The 25454-nt window shown below is 61.6% G+C and carries 22 protein-coding genes and 1 tRNA gene; 14 read left to right on the forward strand and 9 right to left on the reverse strand.

Going from position 1 to position 25454, the window contains the following annotated elements; translation table 11 throughout:
• Positions 1 to 26: 26 nt before the first annotated feature.
• From ASF84_RS06345 to ASF84_RS06360, 4 genes are all read left to right on the forward strand, one after another.
• Positions 27 to 1265: a styrene monooxygenase/indole monooxygenase family protein gene (locus tag ASF84_RS06345; protein ID WP_056836382.1), complete on the forward strand. Its 1239-nt coding sequence runs from the start codon at positions 27 to 29 to the stop codon at positions 1263 to 1265.
• A 47-nt stretch (positions 1266 to 1312) separates the two neighbouring features.
• Complete coding sequence (locus ASF84_RS06350; protein ID WP_056836384.1) at positions 1313 to 1846, forward strand: flavin reductase family protein; 534 nt, start codon at positions 1313 to 1315, stop codon at positions 1844 to 1846.
• A gap of 40 nt (positions 1847 to 1886) precedes the next feature.
• Positions 1887 to 2825, forward strand: coding sequence for a SphA family protein (locus ASF84_RS06355; RefSeq protein WP_056836386.1), 939 nt, complete (start codon positions 1887 to 1889; stop codon positions 2823 to 2825).
• 82 nt (positions 2826 to 2907) lie between these two features.
• Positions 2908 to 4446 (forward strand): methyl-accepting chemotaxis protein, encoded by a 1539-nt coding sequence (locus ASF84_RS06360; protein WP_056836388.1) that lies wholly within the window; start codon positions 2908 to 2910, stop codon positions 4444 to 4446.
• 217 nt (positions 4447 to 4663) lie between these two features.
• Here ASF84_RS06360 and ASF84_RS06365 read toward each other — a convergent pair whose 3' ends face one another.
• A complete protein-coding gene (locus ASF84_RS06365; RefSeq protein WP_056836390.1) occupies positions 4664 to 6799 on the reverse strand; it encodes a TonB-dependent receptor family protein in 2136 nt (711 codons plus the stop codon).
• A gap of 144 nt (positions 6800 to 6943) precedes the next feature.
• Between ASF84_RS06365 and ASF84_RS06370 the strand changes: the two genes are divergently transcribed.
• The 3 genes from ASF84_RS06370 (at position 6944) to ASF84_RS06380 (ending at position 9165) form a co-directional block, all read left to right on the forward strand.
• Positions 6944 to 8584 (forward strand): hybrid sensor histidine kinase/response regulator, encoded by a 1641-nt coding sequence (locus ASF84_RS06370; RefSeq protein WP_164708444.1) that lies wholly within the window; start codon positions 6944 to 6946, stop codon positions 8582 to 8584.
• Between the two features lie 50 nt (positions 8585 to 8634).
• Complete coding sequence (locus ASF84_RS06375) at positions 8635 to 9027, forward strand: hypothetical protein (protein ID WP_056836395.1); 393 nt, start codon at positions 8635 to 8637, stop codon at positions 9025 to 9027.
• Between the two features lie 65 nt (positions 9028 to 9092).
• Positions 9093 to 9165, forward strand: a tRNA-Thr gene (locus ASF84_RS06380).
• A gap of 26 nt (positions 9166 to 9191) precedes the next feature.
• On the opposite strand, the gene ASF84_RS06385 is transcribed toward ASF84_RS06380, so the two are convergent.
• The 4 genes from ASF84_RS06385 to ASF84_RS06400 all read right to left on the reverse strand — a co-directional run bounded on the left by ASF84_RS06385 (position 9192) and on the right by ASF84_RS06400 (position 14387).
• Positions 9192 to 10328: a sensor histidine kinase gene (locus tag ASF84_RS06385; protein ID WP_056836397.1), complete on the reverse strand. Its 1137-nt coding sequence runs from the start codon at positions 10326 to 10328 to the stop codon at positions 9192 to 9194.
• Positions 10329 to 10669: 341 nt separating this feature from the next.
• The gene (locus ASF84_RS06390) at positions 10670 to 12085 is read right to left on the reverse strand and encodes an amino acid permease (protein WP_056836399.1); all 1416 of its coding nucleotides are present in this window, start codon (positions 12083 to 12085) and stop codon (positions 10670 to 10672) included.
• 168 nt (positions 12086 to 12253) lie between these two features.
• Positions 12254 to 13306 carry an ornithine cyclodeaminase gene (locus ASF84_RS06395; RefSeq protein ID WP_056836402.1) on the reverse strand — a complete coding sequence of 351 codons (1053 nt, stop codon included), beginning with the start codon at positions 13304 to 13306 and terminating at the stop codon, positions 12254 to 12256.
• Between the two features lie 46 nt (positions 13307 to 13352).
• Positions 13353 to 14387, reverse strand: coding sequence for a histone deacetylase family protein (locus tag ASF84_RS06400; protein WP_056836403.1), 1035 nt, complete (start codon positions 14385 to 14387; stop codon positions 13353 to 13355).
• 119 nt (positions 14388 to 14506) lie between these two features.
• Here ASF84_RS06400 and ASF84_RS06405 point away from each other — a divergent pair, with 119 nt between their 5' ends.
• Positions 14507 to 15061, forward strand: a complete 555-nt coding sequence (locus ASF84_RS06405) for an Lrp/AsnC family transcriptional regulator (RefSeq protein ID WP_056836405.1) — start codon at positions 14507 to 14509, stop codon at positions 15059 to 15061.
• On the opposite strand, the gene ASF84_RS06410 is transcribed toward ASF84_RS06405, so the two are convergent.
• Entirely contained in the window at positions 15021 to 15539 is a 519-nt protein-coding gene (locus tag ASF84_RS06410) for a hypothetical protein (protein ID WP_056836407.1), read from the reverse strand. The genes ASF84_RS06405 and ASF84_RS06410 overlap by 41 nt on opposite strands.
• Positions 15540 to 15768: 229 nt before the next feature.
• Here ASF84_RS06410 and ASF84_RS06415 point away from each other — a divergent pair, with 229 nt between their 5' ends.
• From ASF84_RS06415 to ASF84_RS06430, 4 genes are all read left to right on the forward strand, one after another.
• The gene (locus ASF84_RS06415; RefSeq protein WP_152035045.1) at positions 15769 to 16173 is read left to right on the forward strand and encodes a hypothetical protein; all 405 of its coding nucleotides are present in this window, start codon (positions 15769 to 15771) and stop codon (positions 16171 to 16173) included.
• A gap of 102 nt (positions 16174 to 16275) precedes the next feature.
• Complete coding sequence (locus ASF84_RS06420) at positions 16276 to 17181, forward strand: LysR family transcriptional regulator (protein ID WP_056836411.1); 906 nt, start codon at positions 16276 to 16278, stop codon at positions 17179 to 17181.
• Positions 17182 to 17275: 94 nt separating this feature from the next.
• Positions 17276 to 18202 carry a carbon-nitrogen hydrolase family protein gene (locus ASF84_RS06425; protein WP_056836413.1) on the forward strand — a complete coding sequence of 309 codons (927 nt, stop codon included), beginning with the start codon at positions 17276 to 17278 and terminating at the stop codon, positions 18200 to 18202.
• Between the two features lie 248 nt (positions 18203 to 18450).
• Positions 18451 to 20985, forward strand: coding sequence for a PAS domain-containing protein (locus ASF84_RS06430; RefSeq protein WP_082481386.1), 2535 nt, complete (start codon positions 18451 to 18453; stop codon positions 20983 to 20985).
• A 90-nt stretch (positions 20986 to 21075) separates the two neighbouring features.
• Here ASF84_RS06430 and ASF84_RS06435 read toward each other — a convergent pair whose 3' ends face one another.
• The gene (locus ASF84_RS06435; RefSeq protein ID WP_056836415.1) at positions 21076 to 22038 is read right to left on the reverse strand and encodes an endonuclease; all 963 of its coding nucleotides are present in this window, start codon (positions 22036 to 22038) and stop codon (positions 21076 to 21078) included.
• Positions 22039 to 22341: 303 nt separating this feature from the next.
• Positions 22342 to 23412: an RNA-guided endonuclease InsQ/TnpB family protein gene (locus ASF84_RS06440; protein WP_056836417.1), complete on the reverse strand. Its 1071-nt coding sequence runs from the start codon at positions 23410 to 23412 to the stop codon at positions 22342 to 22344.
• 230 nt (positions 23413 to 23642) lie between these two features.
• Here ASF84_RS06440 and hisN point away from each other — a divergent pair, with 230 nt between their 5' ends.
• Positions 23643 to 24434, forward strand: coding sequence for a histidinol-phosphatase (gene hisN / locus ASF84_RS06445; RefSeq protein WP_056836418.1), 792 nt, complete (start codon positions 23643 to 23645; stop codon positions 24432 to 24434).
• Between the two features lie 8 nt (positions 24435 to 24442).
• Here the strand turns inward: hisN and ASF84_RS06450 are convergent, their stop codons facing one another.
• Positions 24443 to 24901 (reverse strand): thiol-disulfide oxidoreductase DCC family protein, encoded by a 459-nt coding sequence (locus tag ASF84_RS06450; RefSeq protein WP_056836420.1) that lies wholly within the window; start codon positions 24899 to 24901, stop codon positions 24443 to 24445.
• 205 nt (positions 24902 to 25106) lie between these two features.
• On the opposite strand from ASF84_RS06450, the gene ASF84_RS06455 reads away from it, so the two are divergent.
• The gene (locus ASF84_RS06455) at positions 25107 to 25442 is read left to right on the forward strand and encodes a hypothetical protein (protein WP_056836422.1); all 336 of its coding nucleotides are present in this window, start codon (positions 25107 to 25109) and stop codon (positions 25440 to 25442) included.
• Positions 25443 to 25454 lie beyond the last annotated feature (12 nt).

The following is a 25454-nucleotide window of genomic DNA, read 5'->3' on the forward strand; positions in this document are numbered from 1 at the left end:
ATCCTTCGAGCCAATGGAGAATAACAATGCGTCGTATCGCTATCGTCGGAGCCGGCCAGGCCGGACTGCAACTGGCCCTGGGCCTGCTGGCCAACGGGTATCAGGTGACCCTGGCCACCAACCGCACAGCCGAGCAAATCCGTGACGGCAAGGTCATGTCCAGCCAGTGCATGTTCAACAGCGCGCTGCAGACCGAGCGCGACCTGGGCATCGACTTCTGGCAGGAGCAATGCCCGGCCGTCGAGGGCATCGGCCTGAACGTGGTCAACCCCGAAGTGCCCGGCCAGTCGCTGTTCAGCTGGAGCGCCCGCCTGGAGCGCTGCGCCCAGTCGGTCGACCAGCGCCTGAAAATGCCGGTGTGGATGGAGGCGTTCGTGCAACGTGGCGGCGACCTGCTGATCGAAGATGTCGGCCTTGCCGAGCTGGAAGCCCTGTCGGCCAGCCATGACCTGGTGCTGCTCGCGGCCGGCAAGGGCGAGGTGGTCAACCTGTTCGCCAGGGACCCGGTGCGCACCGTGTTCAGCAGCCCGCAACGCTCCCTGGCCTTGACCTACGTCAAGGGCATGACACCGGTGTCGCCGTATTCACGGGTGGCGTTCAACCTGATTCCAGGCGTCGGTGAGTATTTTGTATTCCCTGCGCTGACCTTGAGCGGGCCGTGCGAAATCATGGTCTTCGAAGGCATTCCCGGCGGTCCGATGGACTGTTGGCAAGGCATCACCAGCCCCGAACAACACCTGGAAAAGAGCCTGGAGCTGGTACGCCGCTACCTGCCCTGGGAGGCCGAGCGCTGCACCGACCTGAGCCTGACCGATGACAAGGGCTTCTTGTCCGGGCGCTTCACACCCATGGTCCGCCGCCCGGTGCTGACCTTGCCGTCCGGTCGTAGTGTGTTCGGCATGGCCGATGCGCTGGTGGTCAACGACCCGATCACCGGACAAGGCGCCAATAACGCCGCCAAGTGCAGCCAGGTATACCTGGACGCGATTCTGGCCCAGGGCACCGAAGCCTTCAGCCGCGCCTGGATGGAGCAGACCTTCGAGCAGTACTGGGCCTATGCCGGTGACGTGGTCAAGTGGACCAACAGCATGCTGCAACCACCGGCCCCGCACCTGTTGCAACTGTTGGGCGCGGCCAGCCAGTCGCAGCCGCTGGCCCACGCCATCACCAATGCCTTTGACGACCCGCGCCGTTTCGCCCCCTGGTGGTTCGACGCCGGCCAGTGCCAGAGCTTTATCCAGAAGATGAGTCAACAGGCTGCCTGAAGGGCACCTCTGAAGAGCGCCTCCTACAAAAAACCGAGGAACCGACCATGAATGCCGCCACCGCCCTGAACCCTGCCGATCTTCTGGATGCGCACACCCTGGAGGTGCGCGACCTGCGCAACCTGCTGGGCCAGTTCGCCACCGGAGTGACCGTGATCACCACCCGCACCGCTGACGGACGCAACATCGGCATGACCGCCAATTCGTTTTCATCCGTGTCCCTTGACCCGCCACTGGTGCTCTGGAGCCTGGCGCGCTCGGCGCCGAGCCTGGGCGATTTTCTCGATGCCAGTCACTTTGCCATCAACGTACTGGGCGCCGACCAGCATGGTTTGTCTTCGCAATTCGCCAGGCCCGCCAGCGACAAGTTTGCCGGCGTGTCCTTCAGCGAGGGCAAGGCCGGCATGCCGGTGCTCGATGACGTGGTGGCGGTGCTGGTGTGCCGCAACGTCACCCAGTACGAAGGCGGCGACCACCTGATTTTCCTGGGCCAGATCGAACAATGCCGACACAGCGACGCAGAACCGCTGGTCTTTCACGCCGGACGCTATCGCGTAGCCGCCCAGCATCCGGCCTTGTGAACCTGCCGCCACGCCTGATAGGCCGTAACGGGGAACCAACATGAGAAAACTGCTTTCAATCTGCGCCTGCAGTGCGGGCCTTGCGAGTACGCAAATAGCCTGTGCCTACGACTTGCCAGCGCTCAACCTGGGGCTGACCAGCTTCATGGACGGCGGCTTGCCGGCCGGCGGCGGCTGGTACGTGCAGCAATACCTGCAGAACTATTCAGCCAACCACTTGCGCGACAAGGACGGCAATGACCTGGGTTTGCCCAGGCACGAACTGGACTATCAACTGGCCCTGACGCAACTGAGCTACCTGTCGGACCTGCGCGTCGGCAATGCCAGCCTGGGCCTGAACATGCTGGTGCCGATCATCGCCCACATCGATGTCGACGACGGCCTGGACAATGCCGCGCTCAAGGCCCGCAGCGGGGTGGGCGACCTGCTGATCGGGCCGTTCATCCAGTTCGACCCGATCATGGGGCCGGACGGTCCGCGCTTTGTGCATCGCATCGAACTGCAGGTCAACCTGCCCACCGGTGAGTACGACCGTGACCGCGACATCAACCCCGGCAACAATGCCTGGTCTTTCAACCCCTATTGGGCCGCCACCTACTGGTTCACCCCGAAATGGACCGCCTCGCTGCGCGCCCACTACCTGTACAACGGCAAGAACAACGCGCCGGTACGCGCCTTGGGCGACCTGGACGACATGCAGGCCGGCCAGGCGCTGCACGCCAACTTCACCACCGAATACGCCGTCACCGAGCACCTGCGCCTGGGGCTCAACGGCTACTGGCTCAAGCAGATCAGCGACACCCGCTTCGATGGCCATGAAGTGTCCGGGCGCCGGGAAAAGGTCTGGGCCATCGGGCCGGGCGCCATGTACAGCTTCTCGCCCGACGATCACCTGTTCTTCAACGCCTACTTCGAGCAGGACGCCGAAAACCGTCCTGAAGGGACGCGCGTGCAGGCTCGCTACGTGCACCATTTCTGACGCACCGTACCCGGCTCCTTGCCTGCCTCGCGGCAGGCTTTTTTGCTGATGTGCATGTATGCAACAGGGCGGGGAGGTTCTTATGTCGACTTCAGCAGGGGCGGCGGCGTTGATCTGCCGCACTGACCCCAGCGGGTGCATCGAGCATTGCAGTGAGGATTTTGCTGCCGCTCATGGTTACCCGGGCAGCGCGCTGGTCGGGCAGACCTTTGCCCGGCTGCGCCACGGCACGATGCCGGCTGCAGTATTCCAGAGCCTGTGGGCCAGCCTGCGCCAACCGGGGCCGTGGATGGGGTTGATCTGCAACCGTCACGCCAGTGGCGAACGGCTGTGGTTCAACCTGTACGTCAAGCCGGTCTTCGGTGACAGCGGCGTGCAAGGGTATGGTGCGGTCTACCTGCCGGCCAGTGCCGGGCAGATCCAGCGTGCCGAGCGTGTCTACGCACACTGGCATCTTTACGGCCGACCGCTGAGTCGGGGACGCTGGCTGGCCAGGTGGGCCGCCGCACTGGGGCCAACCCTGGCCGGCGCCGGCGTCCTGGCCTTGCTGTTGCCAGCATTGCCGTCGGCGCTGTGGCAAGGGGGCGTGCTGCTGGGCGCGGGCCTCGCGCTGGGGCTGTGGCAGCAAGCGCGTCTCACGCGGCGGGTCGATCAGGTTCTGGCGGCGCACCCCAAGGTGTTTGCCCAGGCCGGTTTGGCCGAGGCCTACAGCGGGCAAGATGGCAGTGGCGCCCTGTTGCACATGGCCTTGTTCAGCGCCGAAGCCCGCCTGCAGGCCGCCCTGTCGCGCATCGGCCTGAGCGGTCGCACGATTGACCGGCACATGACGGCCCTGGTGGCACTGATCGAGACCGAAGCGGGCCGGCTTGAGCAGCAGCGCAGCGAATCGGACCAATCGGTGGTGGCCTTGACCCAGATGGCCGCGACCATTCAAGAGGTGTCGCGCAACCTGCATGACAGCGTCGTGGCCACCCGCCAGGCCACGGACCTGTCTGCCCAGGGCCAGCAACTGAGCGGACAAAGCCTGGCCGTGATGCAGCGCCTGGCCGACGCCGTCACTGACATCAGCACCGCCGCCACGCAGATGGCTTCGGCCACCGAGGCCATTGGCACGATGACCGACACCATCAGTTCAATCGCCGCACAGACCAACCTGCTGGCGCTCAACGCCGCCATCGAGGCGGCCAGGGCCGGGGAGGCGGGACGCGGGTTCAGCGTGGTGGCCGATGAAGTGCGCCAACTGGCCAGCCGTACGCAGCAGGCCACGCAAGACATTCAGCCGCTGTTATCGGGGTTTCGCCAGCGCACGGAAAACACCGTGCGCCTGGCCCGCGAAGGTCAGGCCCTGGCCGGGCAGGGCAGCGAGGCGGTGCTGTCGGTCAATGCCAGCTTTGTCGGCGTCAATCAGGCGCTCGAACACATTTCGGCGATGAGCATCCAGATTGCCAGTGCGATGGAGCAACAAGGCCAGGTGGCCGAGGATCTCAACCGCCAGGTAGTACAGGTCGCCGAACGGTCACGGGTCAGCGCCGGCAAGGCGCAAGAAGGGCACAGCATCAGCCAGGCCATTGACCGCCAGCTCGAGGCCTTGCGCAACCTGGCGGAACGCTTTGACCGGTAACGGCCTGAAAAATAACTTACTGATTTTATTGAATATTGAATTCACCCCGGGTAGGAGCGCGCTTGCCCGCGACCGAGTGCGTAGCGCTCGCAAAATTTTCGCAACGCTGAAAATCTACAGCGAATGACCGCAAAATCTCGGAAACGCTGAAAATTTACGACTGCTACGCAGCCGTTCGCGGTGGTCCGGCATTCCGGCAGCGCGCGCTCCTACGGCATCAGCGCAAGCTCCACGAGACCCCGGCATACACACCCGCACCTTCGCCCGGCGTCGAACGTGCCACGTCCACGCCGTTGTCGTTGTAGCCCGGCGTGACCGTGGTGGCGTAGCGCTGGTTGGTCAGGTTGCGCAGGTCCAGCCAGGTCTGCCATTGCTCGTCGGGCGAGTGGTAGCCCAGGGTGGCGCCCAGCAAGGCATAGCGGTCGGCATGGAACGAGTTGGCGTAATCCACCGCCACCCTGGAGGCGTACTCGGTATTGACCCCGACGTACACGCCGCTGTGATGGGTGAAGCGCAGTTCGGCCTGGTAGTAGTGCTGCGGCAGGCCGGGCAGGCGGTTGTCGCCGAAACGGTCGTCGTCGCGGTAGTGGAAGTCGCTCCAGGTGTACGCCTGGCGCAGGTTCAGGCGGCCGGCCGGGCCTTGCCATAACGGGCTGTCCAGGCTCAGCTCGATGCCCTGATGCACGGTCGGGCTGGCGTTGCTTTCGGCAATGATCGAGGACGTCGTGGCCGTGGCGGCCTGGATTTCGACGCTCAACAGCTCATGCCTCAACTGTGAGTAATACCACCCCATAGACCAGTCGCCCACCCAGGCTTGACCCGCCGCGCCCAGTTCGACAGTGGTCGCGGTCTGGTTATCCAGCTCGACACCGCCGCTTTGCAGGCCGGTGGCGGCGCCGCTACCGGCGGGAAAAACCTTGTTCGAGCCCCAGATCATTGACCAGGCATGCGGGGGCTCCACCGAACGGCTGAGGTTGCCGTACACCTGGGTCTGCGGGGTTAACTGGTAGCGCAAGCCCAGGCGGGCGGCATAGTCCCAAGTGCTCATGCTCAACGGGTCACGGGCATCGGGGTAGGTGACTTCGGTTTCGCGCCGGGTGTAGATCGCCGCCACCCCCGTGGTCAGCCACAGGTCCGGGGCCAGCTCCAGCTCATTGGAGGCATGCAGCACGCTGTCCGAGCCCAGGTAGCTGTAGTCGCGGGTGCGGGTGCCCGGCGCAAAGCCTGCGGTATTGCCGGCCGGGCTGCGCACGAACTCCGAGGTGCCGTTGTTCGGCAGGCCCTTGGTGTGGCGCAGGCCCACGGTGGTCTGGCTGGCGAGGCCGAACAGCTGGTCCTGGCGAATGTAGTTCAACGTACCACTGATGTCGGTGTAGGCGACTTTCAGGCGGTTGGTGCCTTCACGCAGGTCCATGGGGTAGTCGTGATAGACCAGGCCCGTTTCCAGGCGCGAATTGTCATCCAGGTACAGCGTGGTCTTGTTCGCCAGCCAGGTGCTGCCCGGCTGCACACGCTTGTTGTCGCGGGCCACGTTGACCGGGCTGGCCGCGCGCGGGTCGTGGCGGATCTGCTCGCGGGTCAGGCGGCCCGGGGTTTCGTAGTCGTTTTCCCGGTAGCGGAAATAAAAGCGGGTTTCCAGGTCGGGGCTGAAGCGATAGCCAACATTGGCGGCCATGCCCTGGCTGTTGCCGGCGGTCTGGTCCTGAAAGCCGTCAGTGCGCGAGTCGTTGAGGCTGACGTAATAGTCAAGGTCGCCCAGCACCTGGCCGGAGCTGATCTGGCGCTTGCTGTAGCCATGGCTGCCCAGTTCATAGCGCACTTGCAGGCGCGGGGCGTCGTAGCCGGTGTGGGTCACGTAATTGACCGCGCCGCCCAACGCCAGCGCGCCGCGCTCGAAGCCGTTGGCGCCGCGATACACCTCGACCCGGCTCAGCCACAGCGGCTCCTTGAGTTCATAAGGCGTGCCGCCCGGGCCGGTCAACGGCAGGCCGTCGAACATCTCGAACAAGCCCGAAGCATGGCCGCCTGGCGCCCGGTTCAGGCCCGAGCCGCGAATCGACAGCTTGCTGCCTTCGTTATGGGCGGTGCGCGCATAAATGCCCGGCTGATACCTGAACACATCCTCGCTGCTGCTGACCCGGCCTTGTTCGACCCGGTTCAGGTCCACCACGTTGGTGGCGCCGGGCACACGCTGCAGGCGCTCCCGGGCGTCCTGCACCGGATTGCTTTCGCTGGCATTGACCTCGATGCCCGTCAATGTGACGGTCTGGCTGGCCGCCAATGCCTGTGGCGCGCACGCCAGGGCAGCGCTCAGGGCACTGATGGCAAACAGAGGGGTAGTTTGGGGGGGCATGGGCCTTGATCCTTGAAAGCGGGTAGCGGAGCGAGAGGGTTACAGTTGTGCGCTGATTCGATGCTGCGCCGGTCCGCGACGTCACGTCGCGGCACATTAACCGCGCCGAATCGAACTCTTTGCCCCTGACACCAGTCGTAGGCGATGAGTAGTTGCGGATTAATATCACGGGAGTGGCTGGGCGTGGCGCACGATAAAACACGGGTCGACAATGCGGCAACCGGTGATCTTTCCCATCAGGGCAAGAACATCTTCTTTGCGGCGGTGGAAACCACCCGGATGCCGATGATCGTTACCGACCCCAACCGGCCGGACAACCCGATCATTTTCGCCAACCAGGCGTTCCTGAAAATGACCGGCTACAGCGATGCCGAGGTGCTGGGGCATAACTGCCGGTTCCTGCAAGGGCCGGAAACCGATCGCCAGGTGATTGCCGACATTCGCCAAGCCGTTGCCGACCGTACCGATATCTCCACCGAAGTGCTCAATTACCGCAAGGATGGCTCGACCTTCTGGAACGCGCTGTTCATCTCGCCGATTTTCAACGACAGCGGCGAGCTGATCTATTTCTTCGCCTCGCAACTGGACATCAGCCGGCGGCGCGACGCCGAGGACGCGCTGCGCCAGTCGCAGAAAATGGAAGCGCTGGGCCAGTTGACCGGTGGTATCGCCCACGACTTCAACAACCTGCTGCAGGTGATGGGCGGCTATATCGACCTGATTGGCAGCGCTGCCGACAAGCCACAGGTCGATGGACCACGGGTGCAACGCAGCGTTTATCACGCCAAGGCGGCGGTCGAGCGTGCCAGCACCTTGACCAAGCAATTGCTGGCCTTTGCCCGCAAACAGAAACTGCATGGCCGGGTGCTCAACCTCAACGGTCTGGTCAACGCCAGCGAACCGATGATCGAGCGTACCTTCGGTGCCGGTGTGCGGGTCGAGACCGACCTGGAGCCGGCGCTGCGCAACTGCCGCATCGATCCGACCCAGGCCGAAGTGGCACTGCTCAATATTTTCAACAATGCCCGTGATGCCTTGTTCGGTCGGCCCGATCCGAAGATTTTTATCGAAACCCGCAATGTGGTCATTCACGACCTGGCCAGCCTGTCCACCGACGGGCTCAGGCCAGGCCATTATGTGAGCATCGCCATCACCGACAACGGTGTCGGCATGCCGGCCAGCATCCGCGACCGGGTCATGGACCCATTCTTTACCACCAAGGACGAAGGCAAGGGCTCGGGCCTTGGCCTGTCGATGGTCTATGGCTTTGCCAAACAGTCCGGTGGTTCCGCCCGTATCTACACCGAGGAAAACGTCGGCACCACTCTGCGCCTGTATTTCCCGGTGGACGAAGCCAGTGTGGCCAATCACGAGGTGAAACACCTTGGCGAACAACGCCAGGGCAGCGAGCGGATTTTGATCGTCGAAGACCGCCCGGACGTGGCCGAACTGGCCAAGATGGTGCTGGACGATTGTGGCTACAGCACCGAGATCGTGTTCAATGCCCGCGAGGCACTGGGCAAGTTCGAGTCAGGCGCCCAGTACGACCTGCTGTTCACCGACCTGATCATGCCCGGTGGCATGAACGGCGTGATGCTGGCCCGCGAGGTCAAGCGCCGTCACCCGCAGGTCAAGGTGCTGCTGACCACCGGATATGCGGAAAACGCCATCGAGCGCACCGACATGGGCGGCTCGGAGTTCGACGTGGTGTCCAAGCCGTGCATGCCGCAAGACCTGGCGCGCAAGGTCCGGCAGGTGCTGGATGGGCCGAACGGGATTGCTTGAATGCATGACTGCTGTCCAAAGCTGCTCAAGCCTGATCGAGAAGGATAAGCATGAAGCGTTTTTTTGCGTCGACCATAAAATGCTACGAAGAAGACAATGTCCTGGTGGTGGCGCTGGGTGATGATGCGCAAGCGCCTGCCAACTTCATGATCATTACGCGCCTGGACGATGACGATCACGCCAGTGTGGAGGAGGGGATCGGTTTTCATACCGACCAGGCGGAATATGAACGGTCCGATGCCATCGAGAAAGTGGTCTTGTGCCCAGCCAGTCTGGAAGTGGTGGTCAAGCCCGAGTTTGTCGAGTTCTTTGGTGGCTCGCGTTTTCTGGCTGAGCTGCCGCGAGGTAGCGATGCTGTTCCAGAGCAGGTCGCTGTGCTGAAAAGTGCCTTGCAGACGGTGTTCAGTGGGACTCAAGTCGAACGGTTGAACACCACGGACTAATGGACAAATACGGCTATGCTGAAATGAAGGTGCAGCGGCGTACTGATCGCTGCGCTCCAGATAATGCCGGCATAGCTCAGTCGGTAGAGCAGCGCATTCGTAATGCGCAGGTCAGGGGTTCGACTCCTCTTGCCGGCATCAGCCTGAACACTGTCGACCCCGACTCAGGCTGCCGGTCTCTGCATCGGCACCGTCACCGTAAAGACAGTGCCTTGTACGCTATCTGAAATGACGTCAAGAACACCCGTATGAGCGGTGACAATTTCCGAAGCAATATAAAGCCCCAGGCCCAGTCCCTCTGTCGGCGGGTGGTCGGCAACCGAGCGCTGCGAAAAACGCCCCATGGGATTGAAGATGAACGGTAATGCCGCCTCCGGGATAGGCTCACCGGTATTGTGGACGGTAAAGATTGCGTGACCGTCTGCCTGTGCCAGGGTGACTGCTATGGGCGTTCGGTTATCGCCATGCTGTATCGCATTGCTGATGATGTTGGAAAAGACCTGCTCCATGCGAGGACCATCAAACTGGCCGGTCACCGCTGCGTGAGCCATGAAGTTCAGGTGGACACCCGGATGAAACGCACGGATTTCATCGACGATACGCTCGCACAAAGGCAACAGGTCCAGTGCTGTGGTTTTAATGGGAATACCCGGCCCCATCTGGCAGCGTGTCAGATCGAGCAGATCGCCCACTATCTGGTTGGCGCGTTTCACGCTGGTGTAGATCTGATTGGAGAGCTTGACCCCGCGGGGGCTGGTGTCGGCCGAACGTCGCATGCTGTCGGCGCCCAGCATGATGGCGCCAAGTGGTGTACGCAGATCATGACCCAGGATGCCCAGAAATACAGTGCGCGAGACGTCTACCGCCCTTGAGTAGCTGGCAATGGATTCGGCAAGTGCCTGGTCGATGGCTTCATGAAAACGATTCATGTCGTCGGCATCAAAGTCTGCCCCTGACTTGATTTCCTTCATCCACTGATTGAGGACGCTGGTTCTCAAGGCGCGGTACTCAGAAACCATCTGGTCGATGGTAAAACCTGCCATCAAGCGTGTGACAGCATGGGTTTCGGCAGGTGTTTCTTCTGTGGCAACCGGCCCCTGGCCGTGGGAGCGGGCAATGCGCTCTGAGCGGGTCTGCTTGGTACGCAGGTCCGCCACGATGGCTTCAAGCATCTGCGCGGCATGATCGCGCAAGGACTCCCTGTCCAATGCCACCCCGGAAATCTCGATGGTTCTCGCAAAGTCTTCCCAGGCCTGGAGGATGGGCTCAGCGTTCTTGACGATAAAATCGGGCAGGCGCACGCTGGTGATCCTAATAAGAGAGTATGAGCCGCCGCCGGGCACCCTCGCGACAGGGCAAGAGCGCCGACGGTAAGTCTGGGTGTTCCATAGTGCTTTGGCAGGTACAGGGCCGGCTTGACTTGAAGTCTTTCAAGGCGATGCCACAAGCCTGTCATTGCCGCACAGATGGCCAGAAAATGAAATGCCCAGCTCTCTTATTCATTGATTTTTTGCCTGAACACACTCGCTGTGATCCGAAATGACGCCGTGTCCGACGGCGTAAACAGCCGCACGCCGTGGGTGAAGTTGACGGCCTCTAAGCATGCCCGCTGCAATACCGCAGGACACAGGTCAGTCATGCCTCAACTGTAATCGCCCGCCGAGTCCGCCAGCGGCTCTGGTTTGCGGCTGCGGGTCAGTTGGTAGGCAATGGCCAGCCAGATGAACCAGGCCGGCATGGCCATCAAGGCGATCCGGGTGTCAGGGCGCAACGCCAGCAGGCACAGCACAAAGCCCAGGAAAGCCAGGGACAGCCAGGCCATGGGCACGCCGCCCGGCATCTTGAAGGCCGAGCGTGCATGCAGCTCGGGACGCTTTCTGCGGTAGGCAATGTAGGACGCCAGGATGGTCGACCAGGTGAAGATCACCAGGATCGCCGACACGGTGGACACGATGGTGAACGCCGTCATGACTTGCGGCACGATAAACAGCACCAGCACACCGATGAGCATCAGCAGGCAGGTGAACGCCAGGCTGATCAGCGGCACGCTGTTGCCCGACAGGCGCTGGAAGACCGTTGGCGCATTGCCCTGATTGGCCAGCCCGAACAGCATGCGGCTGGATGAAAATACACCGCTGTTGGCCGATGAGGCCGCCGAGGTCAGGACCACGAAGTTGACGATGCCGGCCGCCGCCGGAAACCCCGCCACCAGAAACAGCTCGACGAAAGGGCTTTTGATGGGTGAAACCTGTTGCCAGGACGTCACGGCAATGATGCAGGTCAGCGCGAGCACATAGAACAGGATGATGCGCAGCGGGATGGCATTGATGGCCTTGGGCAGGGTTTTCTCCGGCGAGCGGGTTTCTGCGGCGGCCGTACCGATCAGTTCGGTGCCGGCGAACGAGAAGATTGCCATTTGAAAGCCGGCGAAGAAGCCAAGCAGGCCATTGGGGAAGGCGGCCTGCCTGTCCACCAGGTGACTCAAGGATGCCGTCACACCACTGGGGGATACGAACGACGTTGCAATCAGCGTCAGACTGACGCCTATCAGGGTCACGACAGCAATGATCTTGATGATCGCGAACCAGAATTCCACTTCACCGAAAAGCCGGACGGTCAGCACGTTCAAGGCGAACAAGGTCGCCAGCATGCCGACGGCGGGCATCCACGCCGGGACATCGGCAAACCAGTACTGGAAGAACCCGCCGACCACGACGGCATCACCGATGACCGCCACGCTCCAGCTCAGCCAATAGGACCAGCCGAGAAAAAAAGCCGCCCTGGGGCCCAGGTAGGCGCCGGCAAAGTCGGCGAAGGTCTTGAAGTTCAGGTTGGACAGCAGCATTTCGCCCATGGCCCGCATGACGAAAAATACGAACAGGCCGATGATCATGTAGATCAGGATGATCGAGGTGCCTGACAGGTTGATGATCTTGCCGGAGCCCATGAACAGGCCTGTTCCTATCGCTCCTCCCATGGCCATCAATTGGATGTGGCGATTGCTGAGCGTGCGCTGCAGTGCAGGCTGGTCGGCCAGCCTTGGTGGCGTCGATTTCATTACAAAACCTCTTGATTTTATGTTTTTGAGTTTTGGCAGAAAGTAGAAATCGGGTGCGTCGGTTCACGCGTCAGGACGCAACGCGCGAATCATCCCGCGAGTGTTCTTGTCAGAGATAACGGCTATTGACGGTGATGCAGGGCTACGTGCAGGCTCAGCCCCGGCGGCTCAGGTGGCCGAGCGCAAATGCCCGGCCCTGAGCGGTTGCGGGTCGAGCAACTGGTAGAGGTTCTTGATGTTGGCCGGCGTCGGCACCAGGTGGATGCGCTCGCCGATCGAGTGCTGTCGTGCCAGGTCCTGCAGGTAGCGCAAGGATGAAAAATCTTCCAGGGCAAAGCCCACCGAATCGAAGACCGTGACCTGATCGGTGCGCTCACGGCCTGGTACTTCACCCTGGGCAATCCTGAAGAACTCGGTGACGGGAAAGTCGGCTTCCAGTTGTTGAATGTCGCCTTCAATCCGGGTTTGTGGTTCGAATTCCACGATCACCCGGGCATTGCGCAGAATGTCGGCGTGCAGTTCGGTTTTGCCCGGGCAGTCGCCGCCTACGGCATTGATATGCATGCCGGGCTCGACCATGTCGGGGGTGAGAATCGTTGCATAGGCTTTGTCGGCGGTCACGGTGGTGACGATGTGCGCGCCCTTGACCGCCTCCTGTATCGAGTCGGCAATGATCACCCGCAGCCCAGGGAAGGCCGCCAGGTTCTGCTTGAGCTTGAGCGAGGCGGCCCGATCGATATCGAACACGCGGATTTCGTCGATGCCCAGCATTTCATGGAAGGCCAGGGCCTGGAATTCGCTCTGGGCACCATTGCCGATGATTGCCATCGAGCTTGCCCCGGGCCGGGCGAGCGATTGCGCGACCAGCGCGGAAGTGGCGGCCGTGCGCACGGCGGTCGTCAGGGTCAGTTCACTGAGCAGGGTGGGATAGCCACTGTGGACGTCGGCCAGCACCCCGAAGGCCATGACCGTCAGCAGGTCGTTCTGACCGTTGTCCGGATGGCCGTTGACGTACTTGAACGCATATTGCTGCCCATCATCGGTCGGCATCAGTTCGATCACCCCGTTGGGCGAGTGATTGGCGGTGCGCGGCGACTTGTCGAATTCGGCCCAGCGCAAGTAGTCGGCTTCGATATAGCGGGCCATTTCGCGAATGGCCTGGCGAATGCCGACCGTGGTGAACAGGCGCGCGGCCTGATCGACGTCGATGAAAAGCGTCATGGTGTGCTTCCTGGATTGACTGGTTGAAAGGTGCAGCTTGGGAATGTCAGGCGCGCTTGCTTTCGTAGCCATGCAGCACGTTGACGGCATTGATGCCGATTTCGTCGACCATGTAGCCGCCTTCCATGACGAACAGCGTGGGGCAACCGATGCTCGCGATCAGCTCGCCGATGCCAATGAAATCGTCACTTTCGAGCAGAAAGTGGCTGATCGGGTCGTCCTTGAACGTATCGACCCCGAGGGAGATCACCAGCACCTGCGGGGCGAACTGCTGGAGTTGCTTGCAGGCATGCAGCAAGGCATCGCGATAGCGTTGCCAGGTGGTGTTTTTCGGCAATGGGTAGTTGTGGTTGAAGCCCTCGCCGTGGCCGACACCGACTTCGTGGCTGAAGCCCGAGTAGTACGGATAAGACACTGCCGGCTCGCCGTGCAGCGAGACGAACATGACGTCACGGCGGTCATAGAAAATGTTCTGGGTGCCGTTGCCGTGATGAAAGTCGACGTCCAGCACCGCGACGCGTTGGGCGCCTTGCGTGATCGCTTGTTGGGCGGCGATGGCGGCGTTGTTGAGATAGCAGTAGCCACCCATGTATTCGCGTGCCGCGTGATGGCCGGGCGGCCGGCAGAGGGCAAAGGCACTGTCGTGGCCTTCATCGAGCAGCGCCAGGCCGGTCAGGGCGATGTCGGCGCTGGTCCTGGCCGCTTGCCAGGTGCTGGCGGTAATCGGTGAGCCGGCATCCATGGCATAGAAACCCAACTGGCCGTCGATGAACGCGGGCACTTGCTGGTTGGCCAGGTCGCGCACCGGCCATACCAGCGGCAAGGCATCGTGGGTGCGTCCGGTGGCGGACCACTGCGCCCAGGCGGTTTCCAGAAAACTGACGTAGCGCTCGCTGTGGGCGTTGACATAGCACGCCCGGTCAAAGGCTCGCGGCTCAATGATCTGGCCGAGGCCGACCTGCTTGACGCGGTGATGAACAGTGTCTGCCCGGCTGGGCTGTTCGAACGAAGGCTTGAGCACACCGTCTTTCAATTCGGTGCCGTGATGCAGGCGGTGGGAATCACTAAAAACTGTAAACATTCTGCGCATCCGTTAATGTGAGCCGGTGAAACTATTCTGTTCCGACCCCGGGGCGCTTTCTTTGCTTTGTATTCGTACCTTTTAAAAAAATTCGGGTTTTTTTACTCAGGAATGACTCGATGAAGAAAAAATTATCCAAGCGCATCAGTCTTGATGAAACCGACCTGGCGATCCTTGAGTTGCTGCAGGACGATGCGAGTATTTCCAACGCCGAACTCAGTGAGCGGCTGTCGTTAAGCCTGACGCCGTGCTGGCGACGGCGCAAGCGCATGGAGGAGGCCGGCGTGATCAAGGGCTACCAGGCCAACCTCGACAGGCGCATGCTGGGGCTGGATATCATGGCCTTCGTGCACATCCGCTTTTCTACCCACGCCGACCATGCGCCAGATGACTTCGAGGCCGTGATTGCGCAGTTACCCGAGGTCCTGGCCTGTCACAAGATCACCGGCGATGCCGACTATGTGCTGCAAGTGTTGGCAGAAGACCTCGACAGCTACAGTGACTTCATCGAGCAGGTGCTCAGGCGCCAGGTGGGCATCGCCTCCATCCAGTCCAGCCTGGCCCTGCGCGAGGTCAAGACCGGCAACCGTATCGCGATACCGAACCGGGCACGTCCTGAGTCACCCCTGACACTCAACCAAACACCACCGCTCCATCGTCTTTCGCCAGGCTGAACGCTTGTTGCCACTGCTGGTACAGCGCCCAGAACACGCCGCCGATCTGCTCGGCCTTGTCGGCATGGGCGGCATAGTCTGCGGCCAGCCTGGCGCTGGCGCTCGGCCCCAGGGTCCCGTCGCTGTCGGTGAAATTGATCTGCTCGAAGAAAGGCCCTTCGCTGGAAAACCAGGCGCCGGCGTCATACCCCTCGGTCTCACCGTCAGGGCCTTCATAGCGGGTCAGGGGATAACCTGCCATCTGCGCCAACTGGTTGCGCCAGGCGCAGTAGCCGGTGTAGCTGCCGGCGCGAAACTCAAGGGTTTCGCCACTCACCTCATAGGCAACGTCAGGCTTGAGGCCTTCAAGCCGGCCCGGAAAGTCATTGCTCTCGCGAAATTGGCGGTAGTGCTCCCAGTCTTCGAGTTCACCGTCCTGATCACGCCTGGCGTCAGGCGCTTCCACCAGTTTGCTGTAGGCACAAATATCCAGGCCCATGACTGCTGTGCTCCATTGGTTGTGAACTGCAAGGGACAGCATGAACGGGGAAATATTCGCCAGGACGGTCTGCGGCAGACCGCAGATGGTGGCCTGGGGCTATGTCATGCGTATACTTCGCGGTTCAAGCCGCGCCTGCGAACTTGCGGCGGCTTTTTCAGTCACAGGCATGTTGATCACCCTCGGCATGGCACCGGCCGTTCGCATTCGTACACAGAAGGGAAAAGGCATGAAAGCACTCATGGCGGGTATGACGCTGGCGCTGTTGAGCACGACCGCTGGCGCCGACGATTACAGCGGTGTCCCGCAGCGGCTGTTCGAACAGATCCAGGCCAGGCAGTTCGACAAGGCTATCGATACGATGGGCGTCAAGAAGGACATGGACCCTGAAGACAGGCAACAGATGGTCCAGTACATGAGCAAGGCTTTCGGTGGGGAGTACAAGTTTCATGAACTCATCGAGGAGCGCACCGTCGGCACCCGGTATGTGACCCTGGTGTATCTGGTGGGCATGCGGGAAGGGCCGGCCGGGCTGCGCATGCAGTTGTACAAGCCTGATGAGACCTGGTTGGCGCAGACTTTCGCGATCAATTCCGACTACGACGAGCTGGTCAAGGAAAAGAAAAAAGACTGATAAAGCCTGTTCAGGGGCTACCCTCATTGATCGGCATACGGTAGCCCTTCAGCGCCTGATCGCGCCACGTTCAGGCGCGACCTTCGCCAAGGGTATGACCCGATGAACATCGCCCACACCGACCTCAACCTGCTCAAGGTCTTCGAGGCCTTGCACCACGAAGGCAGCGCCAGCCGCGCTGCGTTGCGGCTGGGCGTCACCCAGTCGGCCGTCAGTGCAGCGCTGGCGCGCTTGCGGGTGGTGTATGGCGATCCGCTGTTCGTGCGCACCGGCCGGGGCCTGACGCCGACCTTGCTGGCCAACCAGCTCAAGCCCGTCGTGTCCGAAGCCCTGGACAAGTGTCGGCAGAGCCTGAGCATGGCCTTGCCGGTGCCTGAAAGCTTTGCCGGACGGTCGGTGACCCTTGGGCTGTCGGACGATTTCGAAATCGCCATCGGCCGCACGCTCATGGCCGTGCTGGCCCGACGCGCCCCGCAGCTGCGGGTGATCTTTCGCCAGACCCACAGCCAGATCGTCAGTGATGCCTTGCTCGAGCGCAGCATCGACCTGGCCATTACCAGTGGCAGTATTGCCAGCCGGGTGCTCAGCCGACAACTGCTGGGCGAAGGAGGCTACAGTTGCCTGGTCGATCCGGAACACACCCGGCTGGACCCGGCGACCTTCAGTGTCGAGCAGTTTGTCGAGCACGAGCAGATCCTGATTTCCTCGGGCGGTTTTATCGGCGTGGTCGATGAAGGGCTGGCGTTGTCGGGCCTGAAACGCCGGGTAGTGGCCTCGACCACCCATTTTGCCGCGTTGCCTTACCTGCTGAAGGGCACCGCTGCGATTGCCACCGTACCGGACCATGCGGCCCAGGCCATTGCCCGCTTGTGCGGTTTGCAAGTGTTGCCATGCCCGATTGCGCTGCGCCGCTATCCGATCGAGCTGGGCTGGCGCACGCAGGAGTTGGTCGAAGCCTCGGTCATCGAAGCGAAGGCTGCTGTGATCGAATGCTTCAGCCTGATATGAATGTGCTTCATATCATGTAGCAGCCAGTCACTATTCATCAATGATGACCGAGCGTTCTAGAATCGGCTGATATTTATTCGGCACGGACTTCACTATGGCGCGTTCAACCGTTGCAGCCCTTCAGATCGGCTCTCTGCCCGGTGGCAAGGCCCAGACCCTGGCACTGATCCTGTCTTATGAAGAGGCCATCCTGGCCTCGGGCGCCACGCTGGTGGTGCTGCCCGAAGCGATTCTGGGCGGCTACCCCAAGGGTGAGGATTTCGGCACGCGCCTGGGCTATCGCTTGCCGGAGGGGCGTGAGGCCTATGCACGTTATTTCGATAATGCGATTGACCTGGACGGCGACGAAGTCCATGCGCTGGCAGGACTCGCGCAGCGCACAGGGGCGCATCTGGTGGTCGGGGTCATCGAGCGTGCGGGCAGCTCGCTGTTTTGCACCGCATTGTTTTTCGACCCGGCCCAGGGCCTGGTCGGCAAGCACCGCAAGCTGATGCCCACCGGCACCGAGCGGCTGATCTGGGGGCAGGGCGATGGCTCGACCCTGCCGGTGTTCGATGTGCCGGCCGGCCGCATCGGCGCGGCGATCTGCTGGGAAAACCACATGCCGTTGCTGCGCACCGCGATGTACGCCAAGGGCGTCGAGATCTGGTGTGCACCGACCGTGGATGAGCGCGATGTGTGGCACAGTTCGATGCGCCATATCGCCCATGAGGGCCGCTGCTTTGTGATCAGCGCCTGCCAGGTCCAGCCGTCGCCTGCCGATCTGGGCACCCAGGTGCCGGGCTGGGACAACGATCGGCCTTTGATCAATGGCGGCAGCCTGATCGTTGGCCCGCTGGGCGATGTACTGGCGGGGCCGTTGAAGGGCGCGGCCGGCTTGCTGACCGCCGAGATCGATACCGGTGAACTGGTCAGGGCGCGGTATGACTTTGACGTGGTCGGGCATTACTCGCGACCGGATGTCTTTGAACTGACCGTGGACGAGCGGGCAAGGTCGGGGGTGGTTTTCATCAATCGATAAGACCGGCCATCGGTTTTATCGGGCCGGCCTGCCACTTGTTGCGCGATGGCCTCTGCACAAGGCACTTTTTCGATACGCAAACGGATGAAAGAGATTATTTTGGCGGGCCTGACCGCCGGGAGTATCCTGCTCCCGGTCTGGCCATGTGCTATTAATATGATCTCAGAGAGTCCGTCAGTGGTTACAAACATGCGTAGGTGGGGGCCGTGCTGAAACACCTTTCCCGAGAGGCGCTGGAGGCCGAGGTCATGCGCCTGCACAGTCTGCTTGAGACCGCCGGCCTCGACGCCGTACCGCAGGTGCAGACATCCCATGCCCTGACCCTGGCCACGCCACACTGCACGCCAGTGACGGGGCTTGCGATCGAAGAAACCCAGGAGCGCTATCGGCTGGCGGCCAAGGCCACCAACGACGCGATCTGGGATTGGGACCTGCAGGCCAATCATGTGCAGTGGAACGACGCCCTGCGAGACGCCTATGGCCATCGCCTGACCGCGCAGGACATGACCGGCGACTGGTGGATTGCGCAGATTCATCCCGATGACAGGGCGCGTATCCACGACTCGATCCATGCCTTGATCGACGGCCAGGGCGATGCCTGGTCCGACGAGTATCGTTTTCATCGCGCCGACGGCTCCTGGGCCGAGGTGCTTGACCGTGGCCATGTGATCCGTAACGTGCAAGGTCAGGCCGTGCGCATGATCGGCGCGATGCTTGACCTGACCCGGGTGCGGCGTGCGGAAAAGGCCCTGCTAAAAAGCGAGGCGCTGTACCGCACCATTCTGGAGACCATCGAGGCGGCGTTTGCGATTGTCCAGGTCAAGTTCGACGCCGATGATCAGCCGATCGACTACCGCTTTGTCGAGGTCAATGCCGCGTTCGAGCAACAGGCCGGGGTCAACCTGCGCGGCAAGTGGGTCACCGAATTTGCACCGGACCTGGAGCCATTCTGGTTCAAGGCCTACGGGCATGTGGCCAAGACCGGCGAGCCGGCCAACTTCGAGAACTATGCCGAGGCCTTCGAGCGTTGGTTTGACGTGCGGGCCGTGCGGGTCGGCGATCCGGCCGAACGCACGATCGGTATCTTTTTCAGCGATGTGACCGAACGCCGCAATGCCCAGGAGCGCTTGCGCGCCAGCGAGTTGCTGGCGCGTGAAAACGTGCAGCGGGTGCAACTGGCGCTGGCGGCAGGAGCAATCATCGGTACCTGGCACTGGGATCTGCTGACGGACCGCTTTACGGTCGATGAAGGTTTTGCCGACGCCTTTGGTCTTGACCCGGCACTGGGGCGCACGGGGCTGAGCCTGGTGCAGGTGATCACCACCGTGCACCCCGATGACCAGGACGGCTTGATTACCGCCATCCATGAGGTGATCCGGCGCGGTGGCGCCTATGCCCACCAGTACCGGGTACGGCGTGCCGATGGCAATTATTACTGGATCGAGGCCAACGGGCGGGTCGACCTGGCCGAGGACCGCACGGGCCTGAGCTTTCCCGGGGTGCTGATCGATGTGCAGGAGCGTCGTACCGTCGAGGCCGAGCGTGACCGTGCCACCGCCGCGCTGCGGGCCATGAATGACACGCTGGAGCACCGTGTGGCCGAGCGCACGGCCGAATTGATGCAGGCCGAAGAAAAACTGCGGCAGTCGCAGAAAATGGAGGCGGTCGGACAACTGACCGGGGGACTGGCGCACGACTTCAATAACCTGCTGGCCGGCATTTCGGGGTCCCTGGAACTGATCGACATGCGCATCACCCAGGGCCGCCTGACCGACATCGGCAAATACATCGGCGCCGCCCAGGGGGCCGCCCGTCGCGCCGCGTCCCTGACCCACCGGCTGCTGGCCTTTTCCCGGCGCCAGACCCTCGACCCCAGGCCCACCCATGTCAATGCGCTGGTCGCCGGCATGGTCGAGATGATTCAACGCACGGTCGGCCCTGGCATCCACGTCGAAGCCCTGGAGGCGCCCACGCTGTGGCCGACCCTGGTCGATGCCAGCCAGCTCGAAAACGCACTGCTGAACCTGTGCCTCAACGCCCGCGACGCGATGCCGGACGGTGGCAGCATTACCATCAGGACCGCCAACCACTGCATGGACGCTGCTGCCGCCCATGCCTACGATCTGCCTGAAGGCCAGTACCTGTGTCTGTGCGTGACCGATACCGGCACCGGGATGACCCCGGACATCATGGCCAAGGCCTTCGATCCGTTTTTCACCACCAAGCCGATCGGCCAGGGCACCGGGCTTGGACTGTCGATGATCTATGGCTTTGCCAAGCAGTCTGGCGGGCAGGTGCGCATTGCCTCGACCGTCGGCCAGGGGACTACGGTGTGCCTCTATTTGCCGCGCTATTTCGGTACGGCGACAGACAGCGAAGGCGACATTGAGCCGATACCGGCGGCACTTGCCGGGGTCGGCGAAACCATCCTGGTGGTCGATGACGAACCCACGGTGCGCATGCTGCTGGCCGATGTGCTGGGCGATCTGGGCTACACCGTGATCGAGGCCGGCGACAGCATGGCCGGGCTCAAGGTGCTGCGCTCGGATGCGCGCATCGACCTGCTGGTCACCGATGTGGGCCTGCCCGGCGGTATGAACGGGCGTCAGATGGCCGACGCCGGCCAGGAGATTCGTGCCGGCCTCAAGACCCTGTTCATCACCGGCTACGCCGAAAGTGCAGCGCTTGGCGATGCGCAACTGGGTCCAGGCAGGCTGGTACTGACCAAGCCTTTTACCGCCGAGGCGCTGGCGGGGCGGGTGAGGGCGTTGATGGGGGCGTAATGGCCCCGATAGGTGGGCAGGAGCGGCTGGGCGGCGAAGGTGTTTGCCTTTTCGCGGCTAAAGCCGCTCCTGCGAAGATAGCGTCCAGGCTTACTTGCAGTTCCCGGCCTTCCTGTACCCGGCGGCTACTGCCTGGGACTCGGATTCGAACGCGACCTGGTTCTTGGCCGACACCTTGTCGTAGCTCGGGCAGCCGCTGGGCAGGTGGTAGATCTGGCTGGTGCGGTTGCCGATGATCGAGCCGGCCGAGGCGGTGGTCGCCGCTGCCGGCGCGGTGGCTGCTTGCGCCCGTGCCGGGATCGGGCTGACCAGGCCATCGCCGACCGGCTTGTAATCCAGGGTCCAGGTGCGCGCACCGGTCACGAATGGGTTGGTGTGGCCCATGATCGCGGTGATGCGGTTATTACGTTCCTTTTCCCAGGCACTGACCGGGTGCTGTTTGTTCCACGCCATCAAGACCTGTTGCTGTTGACGCGACATACTCAGCTTGTAGCGATCAAACATATAGAACGTGGTCCGTGCCACCAGGCCTTTGACTTCATCACGCGGTTCGGCCACGCGCTGTTCAAAGTCCACCTTGGTGGTGCATTGACCATATTGCGGCGCCACACCAGAGACCATGCCGTAGTTGTAGTTGCTGCGGTCGCCATTCACTTCACCCACCGCCGGGTAAAGATTGAACAGGTTGGCTTCCATGCTGCGGAACACCGGGTCGTCATCAATACAATGCTCGCGTCCGCCGTTGGCCCAGCACTGGCGCTGATGCCCGAACGTCCAGGCCGGCACGATGTGTTCCCACTCGGTGCGCTCGGCGCGGTTTTCCTGTTTGCGGGTTTTATAACCACAGGATTTGGCATCGACCTGGCCGCCCGATTTACCGACCCAGTTCCACTGGCAGCCGCAATACAACTCGCCTTGGGCACTGTTGGCCTGATCCATGTAAATCTTTTCCTTGGCGACCACTTTGGCGTCGGCAAAGGTTGCGGGCGGCGCGGCGAAGGCAAAGTTGCCCAGTGACAGCGACAGCAGTACAGCGAAAAACAGGGTTTTCATAAGGACGTCATAATCAGAATAAAGGCGCGCGCATTATAGCCCTAACAGGGAGAGGGCTGATAAATGGGAAAAATTTAAAGGCGCGCGCAGGGGCTGGAAAGGACATGCCTCAATCGCAGGCGTGTGAGCGGGCTGGACAGGGACCCTTTTCAGGCAGGCAAAGGCGTTTACTCAGCCTCAATGCCACAGTGCAGACACCTCCACAAGTTAGAAATGCTTAACCGGCATATTGATTTGTCAGAGACGTGATTGCCTGGACGGAGAACTTACGATTTCCCTGAGGTTACACGGCGGGTTGGCATCTTACCTGTCCTTGAGGACAGAGATTCCCACAGATGGACGCTCATGCCCGAGCGCGAGAATGTTCCTGGCGGCATTGATGTCGCGGTCGTGAGTGGCACCGCACTCACAACAAGTCCATTCCCTTATTCCAAGCCCTGCGATACCTCTCGGCCTCGACGCTGGCAATTGCTTGCAGGTCGAGCAGGTCTGGGTGGTGTTTCTCTCGCTGACAACCCTGAAAATGATACCTGCGTGATCGCATTTATAGGCCAGCATCGTTTTCAGTTGACCCCAGCTGGCGTCGAGCACCGACTTGGCCATGCGGGTTTTCACGAGTTTCAGTGAGCTTACATCGCCCACAACAATCAATCCGCAACGCGCAACCAGAGCGCTGCTGAATTTGTGCAAGGCGTCCTTGTGCCGATTTGCAATCTTTGCATGAATTGCTTTCACTCGCGCCTTTTTGCCGGCACGTTGGGCAATGCCCAAAGCCGCCTCCAGATCCCGATAGAATTGGCCACTTTCAAGCTTTTCGCCGTCGCTGCATGTGGCGGTGGTTTTCAGGCCCAGGTCGATACCCAGGGTGTCTTGACCCGGTGATAGCGTGCATTCGATCTCGACCGTGACGTTGAAATACGAACGTCCACGGGTATCTTCATTAAAGCTTCCTGATCTGAATGAGTAACCCGCCAGGCCGTAGCTGTCCCAGACCTGGAAGTGCTGCTTGTTGAAGAGGATCTGACCGTTTCTCCAGACGGCAGCACCTGTCTTGAAGGGCACCCAACCCAGGCTGCGCCGGGCACCATCCGAGCAACGCCAGTGGAGCCGACGCTTTTTGAACTGTTTGCGACGGTTCACATATTCATCCGTTACGCTCTGGATGGTATGGCTGTGAAGCCCAAGCACTTTGCTGGAGCCTTTGACATACGGATGCATATCGAATCTGGATAGAAAACGCCCGCGCTCGCGAATCGCCCGGCTGCTCAACTCATTCACGTAATTCCACACGAAATTCACGGCACGAGAGGCCTTGCGCAGTTGTGCTGCATGCTTGTCTCGCACTCGAACTCTGAGGGTCTTGAAGGATTTCATGGCGATGGGCTGGAGGCTGAATGTACTGGCAGCAATATTAAGCAGCCAAATAAATCAAACAAGCCTGTCACTCAATGTTCAGAATATTCGCACAAGAGAAACTGATTGGTCTTGCAATGCGACTCAGAGAGGATCGTCAGGTTGCCTCGCCCAGGACAGCAGGTGCGGTATGATCCGCGCCTGCACGCCACGTGCGCCTGCATCACGCGCCTCCAGAACAGGAAACCCTCATGACCCTGAGCAACGACACCTTGCAAGAGTACCTGGCCTTTGCCCACCGTCTGGCAGATGCCTCGGGCACGGCCATCCAGCCTTATTTCCGGGCGCAGATGACGGTGGAGGACAAGGGCGGCGCGCATTTCGACCCGGTCACCGTGGCCGACAAGGCCGCCGAGCGGGTGATGCGCGAGCATATCCTGGCCCAGTACCCCGAGGACGGCATTCTGGGTGAGGAAGAAGAGGACGTCACCGGCCGCAGCGGTCTGACCTGGGTGCTGGACCCCATCGACGGCACACGTGCCTTCATCACCGGCCTGCCGCTGTGGGGCACGCTGATCGCACTCAACGACGGCCAGCGCCCGGTGCTCGGCATGATGAACCAGCCATTCACCGGCGAGCGTTACATCGGCACCCCCGAAGGCGCCTGGTGCAACGGCGTGCCGCTGAAAACCCGTCGCTGCGACAGCCTGTCTTCGGCCATTCTGATGGCCACTACGCCTGACATGTTCACCGAACCCGGCCAGCGCGAAGCCTTTGATCGCGTGGCCAGCCAGACCCGCCTGATGCGCTGGGGCGGTGACTGCTATGCCTACTGCATGCTGGCGTCGGGGTTTGTCGACGTCATCATTGAGGCCAGTCTCAAGCCGTATGACGTCCAGGCCCTGATCCCGATCATCGAAGGCGCCGGTGGCGTGATGACCGCCTGGGACGGTGGCACTGCGCAACATGGCGGCGCCATTGTGGCGTGCGGCGATCCGCAGTTGCATGCGCAGGTGATCGAGTGGTTGAAGCAGGCCGATTAAGGACACGGCTAGCGTTTGTCAGGCGCTGAGCGATCGTGCGGGGCAGTGCCGGTAGGCGAAACGGCGCAGTGCTCATCCTGACAGCGGGCACTGCCGTCAGGGTGAGGCAGCCAGGTCAGGTGCGGGCGCCAGCGGCAGAAAAGCCGATAGCCAAGGTCCAGCAGCGGCCGGGTCAGACGCCACGACAACGGCGCTGCCCAGGCACCCAGGCCCGCTGCCCGCCAGCTCCAGAGCGTGGCGTCCAGGCCGGTGACCCAGGTGCCATCATCAAATCTGGCGTGCAACAGCGACGCCATCTGCGCATGCGTCAGTCCTGCCGATCCGGCCTCGAACGCCTCAGCGCTGATATCGACGAATTGCAGGCGATCGGGCGCTGCCCTTGCCCGCAGGATCCTGATTTCCCGAGCACACAACGGGCAGGCGCCGTCAAAGTAGAGCGTCAGCGGCCACGTGGGTTTCTTGTACATCAACAGTGCCTCTGTATAGGTTTTTGACAAGGTATGCCCAACTCTCCAGGCCTGCAACAGCACATTTGCCGGGGGCACTGATGAACCCGGGCATTAACAGCCGGCGGAGGGGGCGCCGGCGTAAAATTTCACACGCACCCGCCTTACAGGTAGACTGCCGCCCGCCCGATAATTGGATCCGGGCGTTATTGCATGGAGTTTTATCGTGAAGTTTTTGAGCAAAGCCGTTGTGGTTGCAGCCTGTGGTCTGGTCCTGGCGGGTTGCACCGGCACCCCCATGAAGACTGAGCATTACGACAGCAGCGAGTACACCGTCATCGGCCACAGCGAGGCCAGTGCGACAGGTCTGATGCTGTTCAACCTGATCCCTATCCAGCAGAACTCCCGATTTGTACGTGCGCAGAATGCGGCAATCAAAGCCAAGGGTGGCGATGCGCTGATCAATACCCAGGTGCAGGAAAAGTGGTTCTGGGCATGGGTCCTCAACGGCTACACCACGACTGTTTCCGGTGATGTGATCAAGCTGAACACGCCCCGGTAAATCCCTTGGGTG

The organism is Pseudomonas sp. Leaf127 (assembly GCF_001423155.1).
GTDB classification, from domain to species: Bacteria; Pseudomonadota; Gammaproteobacteria; order Pseudomonadales; family Pseudomonadaceae; genus Aquipseudomonas; species Aquipseudomonas ovata.

What these genes read in the sequence shown, in the direction of transcription:
- ASF84_RS06405 (WP_056836405.1), top strand. Translation starts at nt 14,507, where the DNA reads ATGAAGAAAAAATTATCCAAGCGCATCAGTCTTGATGAAACCGACCTG.
- ASF84_RS06425 (WP_056836413.1), top strand. Translation starts at nt 17,276, where the DNA reads ATGGCGCGTTCAACCGTTGCAGCCCTTCAGATCGGCTCTCTGCCCGGT.
- ASF84_RS06370 (WP_164708444.1), top strand. Translation starts at nt 6,944, where the DNA reads ATGAGTAGTTGCGGATTAATATCACGGGAGTGGCTGGGCGTGGCGCAC.
- ASF84_RS06390 (WP_056836399.1), bottom strand. Translation starts at nt 12,085, where the DNA reads ATGAAATCGACGCCACCAAGGCTGGCCGACCAGCCTGCACTGCAGCGC.
- ASF84_RS06350 (WP_056836384.1), top strand. Translation starts at nt 1,313, where the DNA reads ATGAATGCCGCCACCGCCCTGAACCCTGCCGATCTTCTGGATGCGCAC.
- ASF84_RS06355 (WP_056836386.1), top strand. Translation starts at nt 1,887, where the DNA reads ATGAGAAAACTGCTTTCAATCTGCGCCTGCAGTGCGGGCCTTGCGAGT.
- ASF84_RS06435 (WP_056836415.1), bottom strand. Translation starts at nt 22,038, where the DNA reads ATGAAAACCCTGTTTTTCGCTGTACTGCTGTCGCTGTCACTGGGCAAC.
- ASF84_RS06360 (WP_056836388.1), top strand. Translation starts at nt 2,908, where the DNA reads ATGTCGACTTCAGCAGGGGCGGCGGCGTTGATCTGCCGCACTGACCCC.
- ASF84_RS06415 (WP_152035045.1), top strand. Translation starts at nt 15,769, where the DNA reads ATGAAAGCACTCATGGCGGGTATGACGCTGGCGCTGTTGAGCACGACC.
- ASF84_RS06345 (WP_056836382.1), top strand. Translation starts at nt 27, where the DNA reads ATGCGTCGTATCGCTATCGTCGGAGCCGGCCAGGCCGGACTGCAACTG.
- ASF84_RS06400 (WP_056836403.1), bottom strand. Translation starts at nt 14,387, where the DNA reads ATGTTTACAGTTTTTAGTGATTCCCACCGCCTGCATCACGGCACCGAA.
- ASF84_RS06420 (WP_056836411.1), top strand. Translation starts at nt 16,276, where the DNA reads ATGAACATCGCCCACACCGACCTCAACCTGCTCAAGGTCTTCGAGGCC.
- ASF84_RS06365 (WP_056836390.1), bottom strand. Translation starts at nt 6,799, where the DNA reads ATGCCCCCCCAAACTACCCCTCTGTTTGCCATCAGTGCCCTGAGCGCT.
- ASF84_RS06440 (WP_056836417.1), bottom strand. Translation starts at nt 23,412, where the DNA reads ATGAAATCCTTCAAGACCCTCAGAGTTCGAGTGCGAGACAAGCATGCA.
- ASF84_RS06410 (WP_056836407.1), bottom strand. Translation starts at nt 15,539, where the DNA reads ATGGGCCTGGATATTTGTGCCTACAGCAAACTGGTGGAAGCGCCTGAC.
- hisN (WP_056836418.1), top strand. Translation starts at nt 23,643, where the DNA reads ATGACCCTGAGCAACGACACCTTGCAAGAGTACCTGGCCTTTGCCCAC.
- ASF84_RS06450 (WP_056836420.1), bottom strand. Translation starts at nt 24,901, where the DNA reads ATGTACAAGAAACCCACGTGGCCGCTGACGCTCTACTTTGACGGCGCC.
- ASF84_RS06395 (WP_056836402.1), bottom strand. Translation starts at nt 13,306, where the DNA reads ATGACGCTTTTCATCGACGTCGATCAGGCCGCGCGCCTGTTCACCACG.
- ASF84_RS06375 (WP_056836395.1), top strand. Translation starts at nt 8,635, where the DNA reads ATGAAGCGTTTTTTTGCGTCGACCATAAAATGCTACGAAGAAGACAAT.
- ASF84_RS06430 (WP_082481386.1), top strand. Translation starts at nt 18,451, where the DNA reads ATGCGCCTGCACAGTCTGCTTGAGACCGCCGGCCTCGACGCCGTACCG.